Origin of the sequence: Phytohabitans maris (genome assembly GCF_031085175.1) — a bacterium.
GTDB lineage: Bacteria > Actinomycetota > Actinomycetes > Mycobacteriales > Micromonosporaceae > Phytohabitans > Phytohabitans maris.
Genome location: NZ_JAVHUY010000065.1, coordinates 20,277 through 41,842, shown reverse-complemented (window position 1 = coordinate 41,842; position 21,566 = coordinate 20,277). Strand labels below are relative to the sequence as shown.

Below are 21,566 nucleotides of genomic sequence, written 5' to 3'. Positions count from 1 at the left end.
CGCGCGCCCCCCGAGTCCGAGATACAGCACTACCGCCCGCGGCGCCTCCTCCGCGGAGGCTCGGCGAGCGGTAGTGCGGGGGTGTCGCGCCGCCGCGGCGTTGGCCGCGGACGAAGCGTTCGTCGTACGTCACCGCGGACAGCGTATCCGGCCGGCACCCGAAGCGGCCAATACCAAGAACACAAACCCGGGGCGGCCACTGTGGGCACCCGGATCGATGTCAGGAGGGGCCAGCCTCAGCTGGCCTGCTTCTCCCGCTTTTCCTTGATCTTGGCGGCCTTGCCGCGCAGCTCGCGCAGGTAGTAGAGCTTGGCCCGGCGGACCGCGCCGCGGGTCACGACCTCGATGCGGTCGATCGCCGGGCTGTTGACCGGGTAGGTGCGCTCCACGCCGACGCCGAAGCTGACCTTGCGGACCGTGAAGGTCTCCCGCAGGCCGCCACCCTGGCGCCGGATGACCACGCCCTGGAAGACCTGGACCCGGGAACGGTTGCCCTCGACCACCCGCGCGTGCACCTTGACGGTGTCACCGGCGCGGAAGTCGGGGATGTCGGTCCGCTGCGACTGGGCGTCCAGTGTGTCGAGCGTGTTCATCGCAAGGCTTCCTCATGGCTCGTTGGGGCGATCACCACCCGGCGGCGGCCGGGAGATGAGCACGCGGGCACACCGAAGAGCGGTGGCTGGTCGCGGCAACCTCACTACTTTGCCATATCGGCACCCCGGACCTGAAATCCGGCCCCGGAGAGGAGGGCGACATCGCGCTTGTCCAGGGTACCGGGGTCGAGCGTGGCGAGCAGGTCCGGGCGCCGCTGTGCCGTGCGTAACAGCGCCTGGTCCCGCCGCCACCGGGCGATCCGGCCGTGGTCGCCGGAGCGGAGGATCTCGGGTACCGGGTGCCCGCGCCACTCCGGCGGCTTGGTGTACACCGGCGCCTCCAGCACCCCCTGCGTGTGCGACTCCTCGGCCAGCGAGTCCGCGTTGCCCAGCACCCCGGGCAGCAGCCGCACGATCGCCTCGCACATGACCAGCACCGCCACCTCGCCGCCGAACAGCACGTAGTCGCCGAGCGACACCTCGGTGACCGGCATCCGGGTGGCCGCGTGGTCGAGCACCCGCTGGTCGATCCCCTCGTACCGGCCGCACGCGAAGATCAACCACGATTCGGCGGCGAGCTCGTGCGCCATCGCCTGGGTGAAGACCTCACCCGCCGGTGTGGGCACCACCAGCCGCACGCCGCCCTCCGGCACTCTGCCAGCTGGCTCGCTTCGCTCGCTTTGGCCCCGGCTGCCGGCGCGCTCCGCCCTCGTCGCTTCGCTCCTCGGACCGGAGCTTGCCGGCCCCGGGACCAGCGCGTCCAGCGCCTCACCCCACGGCTCCGGGCGCATGACCATGCCCGGCCCGCCGCCGTACGGGGTGTCGTCGACCGTCCGGTGCACGTCGTGCGTCCACGCCCGCAGGTCGTGTACGCCCACGTCGAGCAGCCCGCCGGCCCGTGCCTTGCCGATCAGCGACAGGTCGAGCGGGGCAAGGTACTCCGGGAAGATCGTGACAACGTCGATCCGCATCCCTTTTCGACCTCCGCATGGTGGCGGATGTATCCGCACTCGCTCTGGCCGAGTCTTTAACCCATGTACGGATCACCCGAGCAGGCACTCTACGTGCTGGACCAGGCGGCGGAAGTGCGCGCCCGGGCCGACGTCACCTGGCGCTCGGCGATCAGGCAAGCCCTCGCCAGCGAGGCGTCGATCGAGCAGATCGCCGACCGGGCGCACACGACCGTGGAGCAGATCCTCGCGATCGTCGCCACCCCCCTCCCCACCCCCACATCCGAGTCTCCGCGTAGTGGCGGATGTTTCCCCCGCAACACCGGGCGATGGTGAGAGCCATGCCCCGGCTGGACATCACCACGACGCGGTGTGAGGCGCTGTTCGTGTCCGATCTGCAGCACTCGCAGCGCCCCAGCGCGGAGCAGGTACGCGCCGCGGTCGTCCGGACGGTTCGCGCGTACGGCGCGAAGACCTGCGTGGCCATGGTCGCGCAGGAGTTCGGCGACCACCCCGACACCGCCGTCGCCCGCATGCGCTGGGCTCGTGCGGCGGTCGCGGCGGCGTACACGGTTCGCGTAACCGGATGGTCGACCCGAACGACCATCTGCCACATGGCCGCTCCCGCCCTGCCTCCGGCCAAGGCGGCCTAAACAGCCGGTCATCCCCCCGACCGGTGACAGCCCCCCAGGTGGAGGACGTACCACGCCTCCCCTCCACCTGGGGGGTTCCTAAGGAACCCACGCCTCCGGGTTCCGGCGGAGAAGGAAATGACCCCGACCCCGTGGCCAGGGAACTGGGCCCTGGCCACGGAAGGAGGGGCAACTTCAGGACAAGAGATTCCGAGCTGCCGCGACGTCCGCGGTGGTCCGGACCGTTGCTCCCGCGGCCTCACCCTTCGCGTCTGGTCGCGGTCGTCCCTCGTGCGGCTCGCGAGAAAACGCTCCGCCGCGCTCCACGTTTCGGCCGTGCCCCCGGACCCCAGGCTTCTAGAGGTCGAAGAGGCCCTCGGGCGGGTCGACGATCACGCGACCGCCGGCCAGGTCGACCTCGGGCACGATCGCCTTCACGAACGGGACCAGCGCCGTCCGCCCCTCGGGCCGGCGCAGGACCAGCAGGTCGGAGGCGGGCGCGTGGTCGATGCGGGCCACCTCGCCGAGCGTCTCGCCGGCCCGCGTTACCGCCGTCAGGCCGACGAGCTGGTGGTCGTGAAACTCGTCCGGGTCGGAGAGCGGGCCCACGTCGGCGCTGTCGACGCAGAGCAGCACGCCGCGCAGCGCCTCGGCGACGTTGCGGTCGTAGACCCCGTCGAACGCGACGATCAGCCGGCCCTGGTGGGCGCGCACCTCTTCGATCCTGAGGCGGTCCGGCACCTGGTAGGCGGCCGGGTCGGTGGCCGTGGACGGCACCGCCCCCGGATCGGTCGCCAGGACCTTTCCGGGGGCGAAACGCTCGTCCGGGTCGTCCGTCCGCACCTCCACGATGACCTCACCGCGGATGCCGTGCGGCCGGACGATACGCCCGACGTAAAGAAGCATCTATCAGTACGAGTCGACGATGTCGACGCGCACGCCACGGCCGCCGATCGAACCGATGACCTGCCGCAGGGCCTTGGCGGTGCGCCCGCCGCGGCCGATCACGGTGCCCAGGTCTTCGGGGTGCACGCGCACCTCGAGCCGCTTGCCGCGGCGTGAGTCGATCATGCGCACCCGGACGTCGTCCGGGTGGTCGACGATGCCCTTGACGAGGTGCTCCAGCGCGGGCCGGAGTGCCACCTCAGACCTGCTCGCCGGAGTCCGCACCGGCCTGCTCCTCGGTCTTGTCAGCGGAGGCGCCGCCCTCAGCCGAAGCCGCCGCCTTCTTGGTCGCCTTCTTCGCGGTCTTGGCCGGGACCGCCTCCGCGACGCCGGCGGCCGCCTTGGCCTCCGCCTCGTACGCCGCCTTGCGGTCGGCCCGCTCGGGGGCCACCAGCAGCGGCGGCGGGGCCGGCTCGCCCTTGAACTTCTGCCAGTCGCCGGTCTTTTCCAGGATGCGCTGGACGGCCTCGCTGGGCTGCGCCCCGACGGAGAGCCAGTACTGCACCCGGTCCGACTTGACTTCGATCACCGAAGGGTCTTCCTTCGGCTGGTAGATACCGACGTACTCGATCGCGCGACCATCGCGCTTGGTGCGCGAGTCGGCGACGACGATGCGGTACTGCGGGTTGCGGATCTTACCCATCCGCAGGAGCCGGATCTTTACGGCCACGTTTGTTTTCGCTCCTGTGCGATAACGGATGAGCTGACCGGCTCGCCACGTGGGGTTGTGGCGCCGGAGCTCGGGTGGACTGGCCGCACGTCCGGGTTAGAGGGCGCGAACGTGGAACCGGATACCAGCGAACCATTGTGCCAGACCCGTGCGGAAAGCTCCGACCGGGGGTAATCAAATCCGCGCCGGCGGCCGATCCCACCCCACGGGCAGTACCGGCGGAGGAGCCCAGGCCGGATCGGGGGTGAAGTCGGTCCAGGTGCCGTCGAACGGGAACTCGCCCGCCTCGATCCGTTTGACGACCCGCCAGCCCTCGGCCCAGACCGCCGCCTCGTCGGCCACCCAGTAGTGATCCGGAAAGCCGAGCCGCTCGGCGAACTCGTCCTCGTCCTTCCACGCCCAGGACAGGTCCGGCCGGACCACGATGTCGAGGTCCTGGTCGACGATGTCGATGCCGGCCACCTCGCCGTCGTCCCAGCGCACGCCGGGCTCTTCGAGGTTGACGTACCAGTTGGCGAAGCGGTCCGCCTCGTCCCGAAACCACCAGACCGAGTGGTTGGCCCCCGCCGGCAGGAACTTGAGCACCGACGGGCCGGCCCAGGTGCCGGGCGCGACCCGGTAGGGGCCCTGCTCGATCCACTCGGCGAACGGCATCGACCGCAGGCCCCGCCCGTCGGCGGCCACCTCGCCGGCCACCGGCGTGCCCCGGGCGACCCACACGAGCAGGCCGCGCTCGTCGTCGGCGACCACGCGGGCCGGGCGTACCCAGGCGATGCGGCCGCGGTGGACGTTGCGGTGGACGATCAGCTGACCGGGCGTGAAGCCCATCACGGCGCGCTCAGTAAGCCCGAGCCAGGATGGCCCGCAGCTCCGGCTCGTCTTCCGAGTCGGGCACCGAGCCGTCGGCGCGGATGAGGCAGCGGACGGTCACACCCTGCCCGTTCGCCTCCTTCTCACCGGCCGGCCCGACCTCGGACCAGGGCACGTCGGCCCAGCCCGTGGCGCTGGCCTCGATCGCCTCCGCCAGCGTCCCCACCGTGACGGTGCGGTCGAGCCGCAGCTTCAGCGCCTCGTCGTAGAGCGCCTGCTGGTCGGCCTCGAGCGCGCCCAGCACCGCCTTGACCACGTCGGGCACCGCCACCGGCGTCTTGGAACCGTCGGTGCGGCGCACCAGCACCGCATTGCCGGCGGCCAGGTCGCGGGGGCCCACCTCGACCCGTACCGGATAGCCCTTGAGCTCGGCGTCGACGGCCCGGCGGCCGAACGGGGTGTCCACCCGGTCGTCGAACCCGACCCGGACCCCGGCGTCGCGCAAGGCGTCGCGGAGCTTGGCCGCCGCCTCGCCCACGCCCTCGCCGTCCTTGACGATCATCACGTACGCCTGGACCGGCGCCAGCCGCGGCGGCACCCGCAGCCCGTTGTCGTCGCCGTGGCACATGATCAGGCCGCCGAGCATGCGGGTCGAGGTGCCCCAGCTCGTGGTCCAGGCGTGCTCGACCCCGCCGGTCGCCGACGAGTACGTGATGTCGAACGCGCGGGCGAAGTTTTGCCCCAGCTCGTGCGAGGTGCCCAGCTGCAGGGCCTTGCCGTCGCCCATCATGCCCTCGAGCGTGTACGTATTGGTGGCGCCGGCGAAGCGCTCACCGGCCGTCTTGCGCCCGACCAGCACCGGGATGCCGAGCACCCCGACCATGAAGTCCTCGTACACCTCGTGCAGGATCTTGCGGGCGTAGGCCCGCGCGTCGGCCTCGGTGGCGTGCGCGGTGTGCCCCTCCTGCCACAGGAACTCGCTGGTGCGCAGGAAGACCCGCGGCCGCAGCTCCCACCGCACGACGTTGGCCCACTGGTTGAGCAGCAGCGGCAGGTCGCGGTAGGAGTCGACCCACTTGGCCATGAACTCGCCGATCACCGTCTCGCTGGTCGGCCGCACCACCACCGGCTCGGCGAGCTGCTTGCCGCCACCGTGGGTGACCACCGCCAGCTCCGGCGAGAAGCCCTCGACGTGCTCGGCCTCGCGGCGCAGGTAGCTCTCCGGGATGAAGAGCGGGAAGTACGCGTTTTCCGCGCCGGCCGCCTTGATCCGGTCGTCCATCTCGGACTGCATGCGCTCCCAGATCGCATACCCCGTCGGTCGGATCACCATCGTGCCGCGCACCGGGCCGTTGTCGGCGAGCTGCGCCTTCGCGATGACGTCCTGGTACCAGCGGGGGAAGTCCTCCGCACGGGGAGTGAGCACACGTGCCATGAGCCGACATCCTATCCGGGACGTTCCGCCGTTCTACGGGAGCACCCGGCCGCGCAGCACCATCCGCTGCGGGGCGCGGACGACGCGCAGGTCGCGGCGGGGATCCTCGGCGTAGACGACAAGATCGGCCAGGCCGCCCTCGACCAGCCCGGGAAAGCCCAGCCACTCCCTGGCCCCCCAGGACGCGGCGCGCAGCACGTCGAACGGCGCCATGCCGGCCTCTTCGTGCAGGCGCAGCATCTCGTCGGCGATCCGGCCGTGGGTGATCCCGCCGCCCGCGTCGGTGCCGGTGTAGAGGGGCACGCCCGCCTCGTACGCGGCGCGGACGACGGCCGGGAAGCCGTCGTGGAGGGCGCGCATGTGCCGCGCGTACCCGGGGAACTTCTCCTCGGCCCGCGCCGCGATGTCACCGAAAGTGGCAATGTTGATCATCGTGGGCACCAGCGCCGTGCCCCGCCGGGCCATCTCGTCGACCAGGTCGAGCGAGAGCCCGGTGCCGTGCTCGACACAGTCGATGCCGGCCCGCACCAGCACCGCGACGGCCTCCTCCGAGAACGTGTGCGCCGTGATCCGCGCCCCCGCCGCCTGCGCCGCACCCACGGCCGCCTCGAGGGTGGCGGCGTCCCAGGCCGGCGCGAGGTCACCGACCGCGCGGTCGATCCAGTCGCCGACCAGCTTCACCCACCCGTTGCCGGCCCGCGCCTGGGCGGCCACCTCACCCGGCACCTCCGGCGCCTCCACCTCCGCGCCGATATCCCGCAGATATCGCTTGGGCGGCGCGACATGGCGGCCAGCGCGGGCCAGTCGCGGCACGTCGGGGTCGTCGTCGAGCATCGGGTACGGGTACGGCGAACCGCAGTCCCGGATGGCGAGCACCCCGCTGTCGCGGTCGGCGGCGGCCAACTCCTTGGCCTGCGCGATCCCCCCGATCGGCGCCCCACCGGGCGCGATGCCGATGTGGCAGTGCGCGTCGACCAGGCCGGGCAGGACATAGCCACAGTCCGCGATCGTCTCGGCCCCCGCGACGGGCGAAAACGTCACCCGGTCGCCGACCAGCCAGAGGTCGCGCTCTTCGTCGTCCGGCAACAGGACCCCACGCACGTGAAACGCCATGCGCACAGTCCTACCTGATCGTCAGGCCTCGACCTTCGTCCGGGCCAGGAAAGCGTCGCGCCGCGCCGTCAAGGCCGGCAGGTCGACGACGATCCGGTACGGCTCGTCAGTGGTGAAGACCTCGGTGGTCTGCCGGGCGATGGCATACCGCCGGTGCGGCTTCGACTCCAGAACATGCTCGGCGAGCGAGATCTTGTCGCCCAGCGGGTCGATCACCCAGTAGTGCCTGACGCCGGCGGCGGCATACATGCCCGCCTTGTCGTAGACATCGCGCACGTTCGAGTCCTTCGACACGACCTCGACCGCGAGCACCGCGTCCTCGACGGGCGGCGGGTGCTGGTCGACGTGGGAAGTGTCCATCACGACGACGTCCGGCCGAGGTTCGCTGTAGCGGTTTACATCCAGGGACAGGTCTACGACGGGGGCCCAGCCGTCCGGGCAGTTGGTCCGCAGTGCGAAGGCTATCTCTGTGCAGACGAACTGATGGATGAAGGTGGGCGACATGAGGAGCAACCTTCCGTTGACGAGCTCGTACGGAAGGTCAGGCGGCAGCTGGGAAAGATCGTCGACGGTCCACACCTCGCGCTGCGGCAGGCTCAGTGCTGCGGTCATGGGGGCTTTCCTTCCGTGAGGATGCGTCACCGTAACCACCTCACGTCTCATCCTGCCGCCCCGAAAGCGTTGGTCCCAGTCCCCCAATTCGTTAGCCGGCTTGGCGGACTACTTGTCGGTGTCCTTGTCTTTCTTGCCGAGCTTGCCGAAGTCGAGCTTCGGGAGCTTGAAGCCAGGTGGCAGGCCGCCGCCGCCCAGCGCGCTCGGGTCCATGCCCGGGGGGAGCTGGGGCATGCCCGGGGGCATCCCGCCCGGCATCCCGCCCGGCATGCCGCCGGGGATGCCGGCCGAGCGGGGACGGCCGCCGCCCTTGGTGCCCTTGCGCTTGTTCTTCGGCGACTTGGTCGCCTTGCGGCGGGCGCCGGGCAGGCCCATCATGCCGCCCATCTGCTTCATCATCTTTTGCGCTTCGGTGAAGCGGTTGAGCAGCTGGTTGACGTCCATCACGGTCACGCCGGAGCCGTTGGCGATGCGGGCGCGGCGGGAGCCGTTGATGATTTTGGGGTTGGTGCGCTCGCCCGGTGTCATCGACCGGATGATGGCGGTGACCCGGTCGAAGTGCTTGTCGTCCAGCTCGGCCAGCTGGTCCTTCATCTGGCCCATGCCCGGCATCATCGACAGCACGTTCGCGATCGGGCCCATCCGGCGCACGGCGATGAGCTGGTCGAGGAAGTCTTCCAGCGTGAAGCTCTGGCCGCCCATGAGCTTGGCGGCCATCTTCTCCTTCTGCTCCTCGTCGAACGCCTGCTCGGCCTGCTCGATGAGCGTGAGCATGTCACCCATGCCGAGGATGCGGCTGGCCATCCGGTCGGGGTGGAAGACGTCGAAGTCCTCCAGTTTTTCGCCGGTGGACGCGAAGAGGATCGGCTGGCCGGTCACGTGCCGTACGGAGAGGGCGGCACCGCCACGGGCGTCACCGTCCAGCTTGGACAGCACCACGCCGGTGATGCCCACGCCGTCGCGGAACGCCTCGGCGGTGGTCACCGCGTCCTGGCCGACCATCGCGTCGATCACGAACACGACCTCGTCGGGCTGGACCGCGTCGCGAATCGAGGCGGCCTGCGCCATCATCTCCGCGTCGATGCCGAGCCGGCCGGCGGTGTCGACGATGACGATGTCGCGGGCCGCCCGCTTGGCATGCTCGATCGAGTCGCGGGCCACGCGCACCGGGTCGCCGACGCCGTTGCCGGGCTCCGGCGCGTACACCTCGACACCGGCCCGCCCACCGAGCACCTGGAGCTGCCCGACGGCGTTGGGGCGCTGGAGGTCGGCAGCCACGAGCAGCGGCTGGTGCCCCTGGGCCTTGAGCCAGCGGGCGAGCTTGCCGGCGAGCGTGGTCTTACCGGAGCCCTGGAGGCCGGCCAGCATGATCACGGTCGGCGGCTGCTTGGCGAACTGGAGCCGCCGCGCCTCGCCGCCGAGGATCGCGACCAGCTCCTCGTGCACGATCTTGATGACCTGCTGGGCCGGGTTGAGCGCCTGGGAGACCTCGGCGCCGCGCGCCCGCTCCTTGACGTTCGCGATGAAGGCCTTGACGACCGGCAGCGCGACGTCGGCCTCGAGCAGGGCGAGGCGGATCTCGCGGGCGGTGGCGTCGATGTCGGCGTCGGAGAGGCGCCCCTTGCCACGGAGCTTGGTGAAGATCCCGGAGAGCCGGTCGCTCAAGGTGTCAAACACGCCACAACATCCCGTTTGTCGTCATTTGGCGGGCACGTAGCGGGCCGGCTCACGAGCCGGCCGCGCTCCTAGCGTAACCGGACACCTCCGCCCCGGCCCCGCGCCAGCGCGGGCACGCCCGTCGGCGCCGGAAATGTCGCCGCGAACCCCATCTAGTCGCACGGACACGACCGGCGATCGACGGCTGCGCCTCTGTCCAGCGGTACCACAAGTACGTTATGGCGGCCTCATAACGTACTTGTGGTACCGCTGGTGCGTCCGGGGGCCGCTGACGCCGTCCCCCGGCCGGCCGGTTTCGCCTCGGCCGCCTGTGATCGAAGCTCCCGTCAAGTCGCTAGAACGCCTTGACGGGAGCTTCGATCACACCCGAGGGGTGTTTCGATCACACCCGAGGGGTGTCTAGAAGTCGACGAGGCCGGACTGGTAGGCGAAGACGACGAGTTGGGCGCGGTCTCGGGCGCCCAGCTTGATCATCGCGCGGCTGACGTGGGTGCGGGCGGTCGCCGGGCTGACCACGAGCCGCTCGGCGATCTCGTCGTTGCTCAACCCCTCGCCGACCAGCCCCACGATCTCCCGCTCCCGCTCGGTGAGCGTGTCGAGCTGGGGGTGCGGCTTGTGCACGCGGCTGGGCCGGGTGGCGAACTCGCGTACCACCCGCCGGGTCACCGACGGGGACAGCAGCGCCTCGCCGCCGGCGACGAGGCGGATGGCGTGCAGCAGCTCGGCCGGCTTGGTGTCCTTGATCAGGAAGCCGCTGGCGCCGTGGCGGAGGGCGTCGAAGACGTACTCGTCGAGCTCGAAGGTGGTCAGCACGACGACGCGGGTCTCGGCGAGCGAAGGGTCGGCCACGATGCGCCGGGTGGCCTCGATGCCGTCGATGCCGGGCATGCGGATGTCCATCAGCACCACGTCGGGGCGCTCGCGCCGGGCCGCCTCCACCGCTGCGAGCCCGTCGGACGCCTCGCCGGCCACCGCCATGTCGTCTTCGCTCTCGACGAGCGTGCGCAGCCCGAGGCGCACCAGGTCCTGGTCGTCCGCGATGAGTACCCGGATCATGGCAGCGGCAGCCTCGCGTACACCCGGAATCCGCCGCCCTCGACCGGCCCGGCGGTGAATTCGCCGCCCAGCGCCGCGACCCGCTCGCGCATCCCGACCAGGCCGTGCCCGCCGCCGGGCGGGCCGGCCGCGCCGCGGCCGGTGTCGACCACCTCCACGCTCACCTCCTCGGGCAGGTAGGCCAACCGGACGGTGGCGGACGCCGCGCCGGCGTGGCGCAACACGTTGGTCAGCGACTCCTGCACCACCCGGTATGCTGCCAGATCCACCGCCGCCGGCAGGTCCCGCCGGTCGCCGGTGACCTCGACCTCGACCGGCACGCCGGTCTCGGACATCCGCGCCACCAGGTCGTCGAGACGGGCCAGGCCCGCGGTGGCCGCTCTTGTCTCACCTTCCCGGGTACGCCGTACGAGTGCGAGCGTCACGCGCAGCTCGTCCAGGGCCTCCCGGCTGGTACGGCTGATCGCGGTGAGCGCCGCCTCGGCCTGCTCGGGGCGCTTGCCGAGCAGGTGGAGGGCGATCTCGGCCTGCATGTTGATCGCGGAGAGGCCGTGGCCGACCACGTCGTGCACCTCCTGGGCGACGCGCAGCCGCTCCTCGTCGGCGTACCGGCGGGCCAGGTCGTCCCGGGCCTGCGCCGCCGCCTCCCGGCTGATCCGCACGGTGACCCCCACCGCGAACGGGACCGCCACCCACGCCGCCGCCGGCCCCAGGCCCATCGTGTTGCCGTCGACCACGGTGTGCACCAGCAGGACGGTGAGTGCCGCGCCGGCGGCGATCGCGGCCGGCTTGAGCGGCCGGTGCCGGGCCACCGTGTAGACCGACACGAGGAACGAGAAGAAGATCGGCCCATACGGGTAGCCCAGCGACAGGTAGATCGAGACACCGACGGCCGCGACCCCGAGCGTGACCAGCGGCCAGGACCGCCGCACCACCAGCGACAGCGCCACGACCGCGACCAGCACGAACGTGAACGCGGTGACCGGCCGCTCCTGCACCAGCCCCGCCGCCCGGGTGCCGCCCATGCCGATCACGAGGAGCACGCCGGCCAGGAGGGCATCGGCTGCCCACCTCCGGCGTGCCTCGTTCATGACCACATTCTTCCTGTCACGGCCGGTCCTTGCCGGCGCCGACCCTCGCCGCCGCCGGTCAGAGGATGTCCCGCCGGCGGAGCAGGAGGCCGCCGACGCCGACGAAGAGGATCAGGTACCCGGCCAGCACGGCGACCGCGTGCCCGTCCCCGACCAGCGTGGCCACGCCCGGGGTGTCCGGCGAGGTGCCGAGCGACGCGGCGAGCGAGCCGGCGTTCGGGCCGGGCAGCCACTCCTGCAGCTTCGCCACCCAGTCCAGCAGGGGCGCGGCGATGGCGGAGAGGAGGTTTTGCACCGCCATCAGCCACACCAGGCCCAGCCCGATCGGCAGCGCCACGCCGCGCAGCGCGACGGCCAGCACCACGCCGAGCCCGGCCCACATCGCCGCCATCAGCCAGCCCGCCCCGATACCGGCGGCCAGGTCGACGAACGACGGCCAGTCGGCCGGTGCCCCCTCGGCCGCCGCGATCGCCGCGCTGGTCACCGCACCGGTCGCGAAGAGCGCCAGTACGACGGCGAGGCTGGCCAGCGCGACGGCGGCGATCTTCGCGCCGTACACGGTGAGCCGCGACGGCCCCTGGGCCAGCAGCGTCTTCCAGGTGCCCCAGCCGTACTCGCCGCCGACCGCCAGCACGCCGAGGATCAGCAGGATCGCGCCGGCGAACACCGGCAGCCCGCCGATCGAGTTGCCGACCAGGTGCTCGGGCAGCGTCTCGGCGACGCCCCGGGTGGCGTTGGGCGCCCCGTCGGCGGCGCCGTTCGCACCGGCGTACGGGACCAGGTAGGTGAAGGTCAGGCTCAGCACGACGGCGACGGCCAGCAGCAGCCAGCTCGCCGGGCGCCGCACCAGCTTGGTGATCTCGGCTCGCGTACTACCCAACATGTGTCAGCTCCAAGAAGACGTCTTCCAACTCCCGTTCGCGCACGCCCAGCTCACTCACGTCGATGCCGGCGCCCACCAGCTCGGCGTTGATCCAGGCCGCCTTGCCCGCCTCGATGTCCAGCTCCAGGGCGCCGTCCTCGACCCGTACCCGGTCCTGCCCCACCAGGGCCCGTACCCGGGCGGCCGCGTCCTGGATCGGATCGGCGACCACCCGCAGCCGCGCACCCCCGCGCAGCTCGGCCACGGTGCTCTCGGCGATGAGGCGGCCGCCGGAGACGACGCCGACCCGGTCGCAGATCTGCTGCACCTCGCCGAGCATGTGGCTGGAGAGCAGCACGGTCTTGCCGGCCGCGCCGAGCCGCCGGATCAGCCGCCGCATGTCCGCCATGCCGGCCGGGTCGAGCCCGTTGGTGGGCTCGTCGAGGATCAGCAGCTTGGGGTCCTTGAGCAGGGCGGCGGCCACGCCGAGCCGCTGCTTCATGCCGAGGGAGTAAGTGCCGTAGCGGTCCCCGGCCCGGTCGGTCAGGTCGACCAGGTCGAGCACGACGCCGACGCGGCCGGCGGGGCACCCGGCGTAGCGGGCGAGGACGCGCAGGTTGTCCCGCCCCGACAGGTACGGGTAGAACGCCGGCCCCTCGATCAGCGCGCCGACGTCGCCCAGGCTCTGCCCGACGTCCTCGCCGAACAGCCGGACCGTGCCCGACGATGGCCGTACCAGGCCGAGCAGCATCCGCAGTGTGGTCGTCTTCCCCGCCCCGTTCGGGCCGAGGAACCCGTAGACCTCTCCGGGCCGTACGGTGAGGCTCACCCGGTCGACGGCGACCAGCTGGCCGTACCGCTTGGTGAGCTCGCGGGTCTCTACTGGAAACATGCGGCCAGCCTCGCCCGAACCGCGCCGAACGGCGTCCGCAGCGAAGCGTGAGTCGGTGTACGCCCGCCGACGTACACGCGCGACGGGGGCGATCGGCCTATCCCGGGGATCGGGGATCGCTACCTAGCATCACCGCATGCCCACCCTGACCGCCGACGCGATCCAACGCGGCCTGCGACGGATCGACGGTGACCTGCGCACCGCCGAAGCGACCCTGGACGTCCTCCAGGCGGCCACCGGCGGCATCACCCGGCTGGTGCCGGCCGACGTCTGGTGCGGGGTGGTCCTGGATCCGTCGACCCTGCTGGACACCGGCGGTCAGCACGCCAACGGCTTTCCGGAGACGACGATGCCTCGGCTGTTCGAGATCGAGCACATCGAGCAGGACGACGTCGACAGCTTGCGCGCGCTGGTCCGCCGCCCGGATCCGGTCAGCCTGCTCAGCACCTCCACCGGCGGAGACCTGTCGACGAGCAAGTACTACCGCGACATCCTGCGGCCGTTGGGCCTGCGGGACGAGCTGCGGGTCGTGTTGCGCCAGGGCGGCCGCACCTGGGGCCTGCTGGTGCTGTGCCGGGCGGCCGGCTCGCCCGCGTTCACCGAGGCCGACCTCGTCGCCGCCCGGCAGGTCAGCACACCGGCCACGGCGGCGCTACGACGCTCCCTGCTGCTGGGTGGCTCCGACACCGGCGGCGTCGCCGACGCGCCCGGACTCGTGGTGCTCGACGGGCGCTACGACGAGGTGACCGTGTCGCCGACCGCCCGGCGGTGGCTGGACGACCTGCCGGAGCACCATCCCGGCCGCGGCCCCGCCCTCCCGTACGTCGTGCGTGCCGTCGCCGCGCGGGCCACCGCCGACACGGCGACGCCGGCCCGGTCGCGGACCCGCACCCGCAGCGGCCGGTGGGTGGCGCTGCACGCCTGGCGGATCGGCTCGGCCGAGGCCCCGATGACCGCGGTGGCGATCGGCCCGGCCGAGCCGGGCGACCTCGCCGCGATCGTGCTCGACGCGTACGGCCTGTCGCAGCGCGAGCGCCAGGTCACCCAGCAGGTCCTGCTGGGCAACTCCACCGCGCGGATCGCCAGCGCGCTGGCGATCTCGGAGTACACGGTGCAGGACCATCTCAAAGCGGTGTTCGACAAGACCGGGGTCCGCAGCCGCCGCGACCTGATCAGCACCCTGTTCACCCGGCACTACCTGCCACAGCTGGCGCGGCCGTCCACCTCGACGGACGGCCGCGTGGTAGATCCTGACGGGGATCACGCCGCCAGTGCCTGAGCCACCGCGCTCGCCAGTGCCGTCATCTGCGCACTCAGGTCGGCGCCAAGACGATCCATGAGCTTGATGCCGCCGATCTGCGTCGACACACCCCACTTGGCGGTCTTGAATGCCAGCGTGAGTGCTCCGCCCATCTCCTGGTAGTAGACGGCTTCGTCCCATGGGCCCTCGACCTTGCGGAAGTCGGGGTTACCCGTGCTGCCGGCCAGTTGCGTGTAGGTCTGTTCGCCGCCCTCCGCCCAGGGGTACACGTTGATCTCGTAGCTTCCACCGCCGGCGCTGTAGTCGGCCGTCTTGAGCTCGCAGCCGGTCTTGCTCTTCTCCGAGTCCACCACCGTGATCCCGAGCGTGGACTCCACGAGTTCCTTCGGCACGAGTGCGCACGGGTCGACCGGGAATCCGTCGCTGTCGGTCGCGAGTGCCGATGACGCGGCTGTCGACGACGCGACGGTGGCCGGATCGGCTGGCGGCGCGGCCGGATCCGCCGAGTCACCGCCGCAGCCGGCGCCCACCGCCAGTACCGCCGCGGTCGCGCCCACCGCCAGCAGCCGGCGCGCTGCCCTGGCTCCGGGCGTGCTCACCGAAAGTGCCATCCCACGCATCACGGTTCTCCTGTTTTCCGTCGCAGCCCATGCCGATCCGCCCGGCCGGTCCGGCCGAGAGCTGGAACGCTAGTGCGCGCGGGCCGGCGTTCCCATCCCAACAATCTGGGATCGGATCGGAGCGAAGTGGCGGGCTACGTGCCGGCGGCGCCGAGGACGGCGGCCTCGACCTTGTCCCGTTCGGCGTCGTCGGCCCACGTGCCGACCAGGTAGAAGGCGTCGACCACGTCCGTGCCGAGCGTGGAGATCCGGGCGGCGCGGACCTGTGCGCCCGCCTCGTCCAGGGCGGACGTCACCCGGTACAGCAGGCCCGGCGCGTCGGCCGCGCGCAGCTCCAGGATCACCGCGTCGGTGGCCGCCTCCCGGTGCCACACCACGCGCGGGGCGGGCTGCGCGCCACCGGGGCGGGCGGCGAGGGCGCGGCCGCGCAGGCGTTGGGTCACCGAGACGTCGCCGGAGACGGCCCGGCGCAGGTCGCTGGCGAGCGCGAGCGAGTCGGGCGGGGTGCCGTACCGGGGGCGGACCCGGAACTCGACCAGCGCCCGGCCGTCCACCGTGGACGCGTCCGCGGTGAGGACCTCCAGACGGTGCAGGGCCAGGCAACCCGCGACCGCGGCGAGCAGGCCACGCCGGTCGGCGGCGGCCACCGCGACGCGTTCACCATCCAGGTGTACGACCGGAAGGGGGCCGGCCACCAGCGACGGATCGGGCTTGGGGGGCGCCGGCAGCACGCCGGTGTCGAGGGCGATGTGCACGCGGCGCACCAGGTCGGCGATCAGCCGGCCCTTCCAGTCCGACCAGGCGGCCGGGCCGGTGGCCTGCGCGTCGGCGCGGGCCAGGCCGTGCAGCAGGCTCAGCGTCGTGGTGTCGCCGACCGCGTCGGCCACCCCGCGGATGGTCACCGGGTCGGAGAGGTCACGGCGGGTGGCCACGTCGGGCAGGAGCAGGTGGAGGCGGACCAGCTTTTCGATCACCGCCACGTCTTCCGGGGGCAGGCCGATGCGCTGGGCGATCGCGGCGGCGACCGGCGCGCCGGCGACGCTGTGGTCGCCGGGCAGGCCCTTCCCCACGTCGTGCAGGAACGCACCGATCAGCAGCAGGTCGGGGCGCCCCACCTCGCGGGTGAACGCGGTCGCCTCGTACGCGGCCTGCACGAGGTGGCGGTCGAGCGTGAAGCGGTGCACCGGGTTGTGCTGGGGCAGGCTGCGCATCCGGGTCCACTCCGGCAGCCAGCCGTCGACCAGGCCGTACCGGTCGCAGGTCTCCCAGGTCGGCACCAGTCCCAGGCCGGCGCCGAGCAGCGTGACGAACGCGTCGCGGGCGGCCGGTGGCCAGGGCGCGGGCAGCGGCGGGCAGTACGCGGCCAGCCACTCGGAGGTGGCCCGCGCGATCGGCAGCTGGGTGACCGCCGCGGCGGCCGCGACCCGCAGCGACAGGCTCGGGTCGGGGCGTGCGCCGATCGCGGTGCGGGCGAGCACCAGCTCGCCGTCCTGCTCCACGACGTCGCGGGCGACCGGTCGCCGCTGCGGCTTGCCGTCGGCGCCCCGGCGCCGCCCGGAGCGGAGCCGGTCGGCCATCCGCCAGCCGTCGTCGAGCGCGTGCGTGATCGTACGGGCGTCGCTGGCGACCCGGCGCAGCAGCGCGTCGCCGTCGTCCAGGCCGAGCATCCGGGCCACGGAGGCGCGCTCCTGGGCCACCAGCCGGTCGACCCGCCGCCCCACGCTGGCGTGCAGGGCGTCCCGGGTGTCGAGCAGGCGCAGGTGCGCGGCGCGTACCGCCGGGCGCATCGTGTCGGCCAGCCCACCCTGGGCGATGGCCCGCAGGATGCCGACGTCGCGCAGGCCACCGGCGGCTTCCTTGAGGTCGCCTTCGAGCAGGAACGCCAGCTCGCCGTGCGCCTTCCAGCGGGCCAGCGTGATCTCGCGCAGCCGCACCAGCTGGCGTACCGCGGTGCGCCGCCACTGCTCGGCCGCCGCCTCGACGAGCTGCCGGGTGAGGTCGCGGTCGCCGGTGACGTGGCGGGTGTCGAGCAGGCTGAGGGCGACCTTGACGTCGTCGTGCGCGACGGAGAGCGCCTCGGGGATGGTGCGCACGGAGTGGTCGAGGCCGATCCGCGCGTCCCAGATCGGGTACCAGAGCGAGGCGGCCAGCTCGTCGATGCCAGGCACGCCGGTGTGCAGCAGGATCAGGTCGAGGTCGCTGTGCGGGGCGCACTGGAGCCGGCCCAGCCCGCCGAACGCGACCAGCGCGACTCCGGGCGGCCAGGCCGGCACGAGCGAACGGAGCCACATGTCAAGCGCCGCCGCACGCTCCACGCGTGCGGCGGCACCGACTTCGTCGCTTACCTCTATCAGAGCGCGTCCAGGCCGCGCTCGCCGGTGCGGACCCGGACGACGTCTTCCACCGCCGTGACCCACACCTTTCCGTCACCGATCTTCCCGGTGCGCGCCGCCGTGACGACCGCGTCGACGACCTTCTCGACGTCGATCTCGTCGGTCAGCACCTCGACCCGGATCTTCGGAAGGAACTCCACCGTGTACTCGGCGCCCCGGTACACCTCGGTGTGGCCCTTCTGGCGCCCGTAACCCTGGACCTCGCTGACGGTGAGGCCGGCAACGCCGAGGGCGTGCAGCGCCTCCTTCACGGCGTCCAGCTGGTACGGCTTGATGACCGCGGTCACCAGCTTCATGCTCAATCCCTCCATCGGTCCGAGGTTAACCGGAGACCTTTTCGCTCACCGGCGCCTTGTCCGGCGCCGCGCTGTTGGCCGACGGAGCGATGCCCGCCTGGGCGAACGCGCCGCCACCCGCGGCCGGGGACAGGTCGTAGCCGCTCTCCGCGTGCTCCGCGACGTCGATGCCGTCGACCTCGGACTCGGTCGAGGTGCGCAGGCCGATCGTCACCTTGATGATCAGGGCGATCACCGCGGCGATGACACAGGAGTAGACCGAGACGATCGCGCTACCGGCGAACTGCCGGCCGAGCTGGGTCGCCCCGCCGCCGTAGAACAGGCCCTCGTTGGCGCCGAGCACCTCCTCGATCGCCCCGTTGACCTGGAGCGTGGCGAACAGGCCGATCCACAGCGAGCCGATCCAGCCGGCGACGAAGTGCACGCCGACCACGTCGAGCGAGTCGTCGTAGCCGAGCTTGTACTTCAGGCTCACCGCGAACGCGCAGACCGCACCGGCGACGAGGCCGAGCAGGACCGCCGGGAGCGGGGCGATGAAGCCACAGGCCGGGGTGATCGCGACCAGGCCGGCGACGGCGCCGGACGAGGCGCCCACCAGCGTCGGCTTGCCGTCGCGGAACCACTCCACGATGATCCAGCCGAGCACACCGGCCGCGGTGGCGACCTGCGTGTTGACGAACGCGGCACCCGTCGTGCTGTCGACAGTGAGCTCGGAACCGGCGTTGAAGCCGAACCAGCCGAACCACAGCAGGCCGGCACCGAGCATGACGAACGGCACGTTGTGCGGCTTGAAGCTCTCCTTCGGCCAGCCGACCCGCTTGCCCAGCACGAGCACCAGGCCGAGCGCGGCCGCACCGGCGTTGATGTGCACCGCGGTACCACCGGCGAAGTCGAGCGCGTGGATCTTGGCGCCGATGAAGCCGCCGCCCCAGACCCAGTGCGCGACCGGGACGTAGACGAGGGTGAACCAGCCGAAGGCGAACAGCAGCCAGCCGGAGAACTTGAGCCGGTCGGACGCCGCGCCGCTGATCAGGGCGACCGTGATGATGGCGAACATCATCTGGAACGCCAGGAACACGTAGACCGGGATCCCGGTCTCACCCCAGAGGTCCCCGACGAAGTCGGTCTCGGTGCCGAGGTACTGGGTGAAACTACCGATGATGTTGTTGACGCTGGCGTTGTCGTTGGCACCGAACGCCAGAGTAAAGCCGTAGATGACCCACAGAACGGAGATGAGCCCGATGGCGCTGAAGCTCATCATCATCATGTTGAGCACGCCCTTGGACCGGTTGAGGCCACCGTAGAACAGGGCCAGACCCGGCGTCATGAGCAGCACGAGCGCAGACGACAGGAGCAACCAGGCGGTATTCCCGGTGTCGATCTCCACGCTGCCTCCTCTCGGTTAGGTTGCCTCCCTCCGGCAGATCCGGGGCAGCGTTGCCCGTACGCCGGTTGCGCGGAAGCTTTCAGGGCCGAGGTTTCGCGCACGGTGCCTGCGCGATTTCCGACAGGTCACGCTTTGTTTCGTACGTGTGAAGAAAGCCTCAAACTCGCTGGACGGATGGGGGTCCTCTCAACCGAACGTACGGTCGGGTTTGTCACCCCTCGTCACCGGAGTGCGTACTCGAGCGTGTGCCGTTCGTAGTCGAGGAGGCGAAGATCACGCATGGGCCGACGAAGGTGCCCCTTGTGCACGATCCGGACGAACGCCGGGTCGCCGGCCGCCGCCATCCGCCGGATGCCCTCCACGTGGTCGACGATCCGCTTTCGGATCGTGCGCACGAGGCGGTGGCGGTCGCGCGGGATCAGCCCGTACGCGTCGGCGAACAGGCGCAGCCGCCGGGGCCGGTTGGGCCGCTTCCACCCGAGCGTGTACGAGTCGCGGTCGGAGAAGAGAGGCACCCACGTCCAGGCCGCGTACGCCACGTCGTAGATCCGCGCGCCGGGCGAGGCGAGGTCGAAGTCGATCAACGCGAGCGTGCCGTCCGGCCGCCAGATGACGTTGTGCGGGGCGGCGTCGTGGTGGCAGATGACCTCGGTGTCCGGCGGCGGCGGGCCGAAGGAGCGCCACACCGCGCTCGGCGGCGGGGTGAACCCGTACTGCGCGTCGTGAAACATCCGCAGCATCGTCGCGACGGTGACCAGCGCCTCGTCGGTCACCCAGTGCGGGGCCAGCGGGTACTCCCCGCACTCACCCTCCAGATAGGAGAGGACCTCGCGGTTGCGCTCGTCCATGCCGAGGGCGCGGGGCGAGCCGGTGAAGCCGACGTACTCCAGATGGCGCAGCAGCGCGTGCACCGACGGGGTCCACGGGCCGGCGTTGCGCCGCACGGTGTCCCCCACCCGCACCACGGTGCTGACGTTCCCGCCGCGGAGCGGGATCTCATGCGAAGTCACGTATGGTCTCCCGAGGCGCGGCGCCCGATCGTGGTAAGTCACCCGAGGTTACGCGTCCCTGTCGAATGAGGCGTCGACACTGAGTCTCATGCTTCGTCTCCGCTGAGAAGCGCGTCGACGAAGGTGCGCGGCTCGAACGGGGCCAGGTCGTCCGGGCCCTCGCCCAGGCCGACCAGCTTTACGGGAATGCCCAGCTTGCGCTGCACGGCGATGACGATGCCGCCCTTGGCGGTGCCGTCCAGCTTGGTCAGCACCACGCCGGTGACGTCCACCACCTCGGTGAAGACGCGGGCCTGCTCCAGGCCGTTCTGCCCGGTGGTGGCGTCGAGCACGAGCAGGGTCTCGTCGACCGCCTGCTGCTTTTCCACGACCCGCTTGACCTTGCCGAGCTCGTCCATCAGGCCGACCTTGTTTTGCAGGCGGCCGGCGGTGTCGACCAGCACCGTGTCGACGCCGGTCTCGACGCCCCGGCGCACGGCGTCGAACGCCACGCTCGCCGGGTCGGCGCCCTCCGGCCCGCGCACCACCTCGGCACCGACCCGGCCGCCCCAGGTGGCGAGCTGGTCGGCGGCGGCGGCGCGGAACGTGTCGGCCGCGCCCAGCAGCACGGTGCGCCCGTCGGCCACCAGCACCCGGGCGATCTTTCCGCAGGTGGTGGTCTTGCCCGAGCCGTTGACGCCGACCACGAGCACGACCGTGGGCTTGCCGTCGCTCTTCAGCGCGCGGTCCAGCTCCGGGTCGAGGGCGGTGACCAGCTCCTCGGTCAGCAGCCCGCGCAGCTCGTCGGGGGTGCGGGTGCCGAGCACCCGGGTGCGCTCGCGCAGCCGGTCGACGATCTCCCGGGTAGCCTCGACGCCCACGTCGGCCGTGATCAGGCTCTCTTCGACCTCGTCCCAGACGTCGTCGTCCAGCCGGTCGCGGGAGAGCAGGCCGAGCAGGCCCTTGCCGAGGACGGTCTGCGACCGGGACAGCCGGGCCCGCAGCCGGACCAGCCGGCCCGCCGTGGGCTCGGGAACCTCCAGCTCCGGAGCGGCCGGCACCGCTTCCGGCTCGACCTCCACCGGAACGGGCGCCGTCTCCACCTGGGTCGGTGGCGGCGGCAGCTCGGGGCGGCGGCGCAGGCGGGGCACGACGAGCCCCAGGCCGCCGAGCACGAGCACGCCCAGCAGGACGAGCGCGATGACGACGTACTCCATGCGGAAATCCTGACAGATGGCTGCGCGTCCCACACCGTGAGGCTCGCGCCTAGCGCATAGGAATG

General features: G+C 71.7%; 23 protein-coding genes. 3 read left to right on the top strand and 20 right to left on the bottom strand.

All coding sequences use genetic code 11. The annotated features are described in order from the left end of the window. Positions 1 to 236 precede the first annotated feature (236 nt). Positions 237 to 593: a 50S ribosomal protein L19 gene (gene rplS / locus RB614_RS41200; RefSeq protein ID WP_308718165.1), complete on the bottom strand. Its 357-nt coding sequence runs from the start codon at positions 591 to 593 to the stop codon at positions 237 to 239. A gap of 104 nt (positions 594 to 697) precedes the next feature. Next, positions 698 to 1,564 (bottom strand): tRNA (guanosine(37)-N1)-methyltransferase TrmD, encoded by an 867-nt coding sequence (gene trmD, locus RB614_RS41195; protein WP_308718164.1) that lies wholly within the window; start codon positions 1,562 to 1,564, stop codon positions 698 to 700. A gap of 63 nt (positions 1,565 to 1,627) precedes the next feature. Between trmD and RB614_RS41190 the strand changes: the two genes are divergently transcribed. Together RB614_RS41190 and RB614_RS41185 are read left to right on the top strand one after the other, a co-directional pair. Next, positions 1,628 to 1,879, top strand: coding sequence for a hypothetical protein (locus tag RB614_RS41190; RefSeq protein ID WP_308718163.1), 252 nt, complete (start codon positions 1,628 to 1,630; stop codon positions 1,877 to 1,879). 5 nt (positions 1,880 to 1,884) lie between these two features. Further along, a complete protein-coding gene (locus RB614_RS41185) occupies positions 1,885 to 2,196 on the top strand; it encodes a hypothetical protein (RefSeq protein ID WP_308718162.1) in 312 nt (103 codons plus the stop codon). Between the two features lie 336 nt (positions 2,197 to 2,532). Here RB614_RS41185 and rimM read toward each other — a convergent pair whose 3' ends face one another. From rimM to RB614_RS41125, 12 genes are all read right to left on the bottom strand, one after another. Then, the gene (rimM, locus tag RB614_RS41180; RefSeq protein ID WP_308718161.1) at positions 2,533 to 3,081 is read right to left on the bottom strand and encodes a ribosome maturation factor RimM; all 549 of its coding nucleotides are present in this window, start codon (positions 3,079 to 3,081) and stop codon (positions 2,533 to 2,535) included. A gap of 3 nt (positions 3,082 to 3,084) precedes the next feature. Then, positions 3,085 to 3,345 (bottom strand): RNA-binding protein, encoded by a 261-nt coding sequence (locus tag RB614_RS41175; protein ID WP_173041827.1) that lies wholly within the window; start codon positions 3,343 to 3,345, stop codon positions 3,085 to 3,087. Then, positions 3,320 to 3,790 (bottom strand): 30S ribosomal protein S16, encoded by a 471-nt coding sequence (rpsP, locus tag RB614_RS41170; RefSeq protein WP_308718160.1) that lies wholly within the window; start codon positions 3,788 to 3,790, stop codon positions 3,320 to 3,322. Before rpsP ends, RB614_RS41175 begins: the two co-directional genes overlap by 26 nt. A 174-nt stretch (positions 3,791 to 3,964) precedes the next feature. After that, complete coding sequence (locus tag RB614_RS41165) at positions 3,965 to 4,618, bottom strand: ribonuclease FAU-1 family protein (protein ID WP_308718170.1); 654 nt, start codon at positions 4,616 to 4,618, stop codon at positions 3,965 to 3,967. Positions 4,619 to 4,628: 10 nt separating this feature from the next. Then, complete coding sequence (gene proS, locus RB614_RS41160; protein WP_308718159.1) at positions 4,629 to 6,035, bottom strand: proline--tRNA ligase; 1,407 nt, start codon at positions 6,033 to 6,035, stop codon at positions 4,629 to 4,631. A gap of 33 nt (positions 6,036 to 6,068) precedes the next feature. Then, the gene (locus RB614_RS41155) at positions 6,069 to 7,148 is read right to left on the bottom strand and encodes an amidohydrolase family protein (RefSeq protein WP_308718158.1); all 1,080 of its coding nucleotides are present in this window, start codon (positions 7,146 to 7,148) and stop codon (positions 6,069 to 6,071) included. A 21-nt stretch (positions 7,149 to 7,169) separates the two neighbouring features. Further along, positions 7,170 to 7,760, bottom strand: a complete 591-nt coding sequence (locus RB614_RS41150) for a Uma2 family endonuclease (protein WP_308718157.1) — start codon at positions 7,758 to 7,760, stop codon at positions 7,170 to 7,172. Between the two features lie 108 nt (positions 7,761 to 7,868). Further along, entirely contained in the window at positions 7,869 to 9,437 is a 1,569-nt protein-coding gene (gene ffh, locus RB614_RS41145; RefSeq protein WP_308718156.1) for a signal recognition particle protein, read from the bottom strand. A gap of 399 nt (positions 9,438 to 9,836) precedes the next feature. Next, on the bottom strand, positions 9,837 to 10,493 hold the full coding sequence (locus RB614_RS41140) for a response regulator transcription factor (RefSeq protein WP_308718155.1): 657 nt from the start codon (positions 10,491 to 10,493) through the stop codon (positions 9,837 to 9,839). Then, positions 10,490 to 11,584, bottom strand: coding sequence for a sensor histidine kinase (locus RB614_RS41135; protein WP_308718154.1), 1,095 nt, complete (start codon positions 11,582 to 11,584; stop codon positions 10,490 to 10,492). The genes RB614_RS41140 and RB614_RS41135 overlap by 4 nt, the downstream gene beginning before the upstream one ends. Positions 11,585 to 11,642: 58 nt before the next feature. Beyond that, positions 11,643 to 12,467, bottom strand: a complete 825-nt coding sequence (locus RB614_RS41130; RefSeq protein ID WP_308718153.1) for an ABC transporter permease — start codon at positions 12,465 to 12,467, stop codon at positions 11,643 to 11,645. Next, complete coding sequence (locus RB614_RS41125; RefSeq protein ID WP_308718152.1) at positions 12,457 to 13,338, bottom strand: ABC transporter ATP-binding protein; 882 nt, start codon at positions 13,336 to 13,338, stop codon at positions 12,457 to 12,459. The genes RB614_RS41130 and RB614_RS41125 overlap by 11 nt, the downstream gene beginning before the upstream one ends. Positions 13,339 to 13,474: 136 nt before the next feature. Between RB614_RS41125 and RB614_RS41120 the strand changes: the two genes are divergently transcribed. Continuing rightward, positions 13,475 to 14,617 carry a LuxR C-terminal-related transcriptional regulator gene (locus RB614_RS41120; RefSeq protein WP_308718151.1) on the top strand — a complete coding sequence of 381 codons (1,143 nt, stop codon included), beginning with the start codon at positions 13,475 to 13,477 and terminating at the stop codon, positions 14,615 to 14,617. On the opposite strand, the gene RB614_RS41115 is transcribed toward RB614_RS41120, so the two are convergent. The 6 genes from RB614_RS41115 to ftsY form a co-directional block, all read right to left on the bottom strand. Further along, positions 14,599 to 15,210 (bottom strand): DUF3558 family protein, encoded by a 612-nt coding sequence (locus RB614_RS41115; protein WP_308718150.1) that lies wholly within the window; start codon positions 15,208 to 15,210, stop codon positions 14,599 to 14,601. The two genes, RB614_RS41120 and RB614_RS41115, sit on opposite strands and share 19 nt — an antisense overlap. Positions 15,211 to 15,353: 143 nt before the next feature. Next, positions 15,354 to 17,573: a [protein-PII] uridylyltransferase gene (locus RB614_RS41110; RefSeq protein WP_308718169.1), complete on the bottom strand. Its 2,220-nt coding sequence runs from the start codon at positions 17,571 to 17,573 to the stop codon at positions 15,354 to 15,356. Next, positions 17,570 to 17,908: a P-II family nitrogen regulator gene (locus tag RB614_RS41105; protein ID WP_173041812.1), complete on the bottom strand. Its 339-nt coding sequence runs from the start codon at positions 17,906 to 17,908 to the stop codon at positions 17,570 to 17,572. Before RB614_RS41105 ends, RB614_RS41110 begins: the two co-directional genes overlap by 4 nt. Before the next feature lie 25 nt (positions 17,909 to 17,933). Then, positions 17,934 to 19,295 (bottom strand): ammonium transporter, encoded by a 1,362-nt coding sequence (locus RB614_RS41100; RefSeq protein ID WP_308718149.1) that lies wholly within the window; start codon positions 19,293 to 19,295, stop codon positions 17,934 to 17,936. 221 nt (positions 19,296 to 19,516) lie between these two features. Then, positions 19,517 to 20,347, bottom strand: a complete 831-nt coding sequence (locus tag RB614_RS41095; protein ID WP_308718148.1) for an aminoglycoside phosphotransferase family protein — start codon at positions 20,345 to 20,347, stop codon at positions 19,517 to 19,519. Between the two features lie 44 nt (positions 20,348 to 20,391). Next, a complete protein-coding gene (gene ftsY / locus RB614_RS41090) occupies positions 20,392 to 21,501 on the bottom strand; it encodes a signal recognition particle-docking protein FtsY (protein WP_308718147.1) in 1,110 nt (369 codons plus the stop codon). Between the last annotated feature and the right edge of the window lie 65 nt (positions 21,502 to 21,566).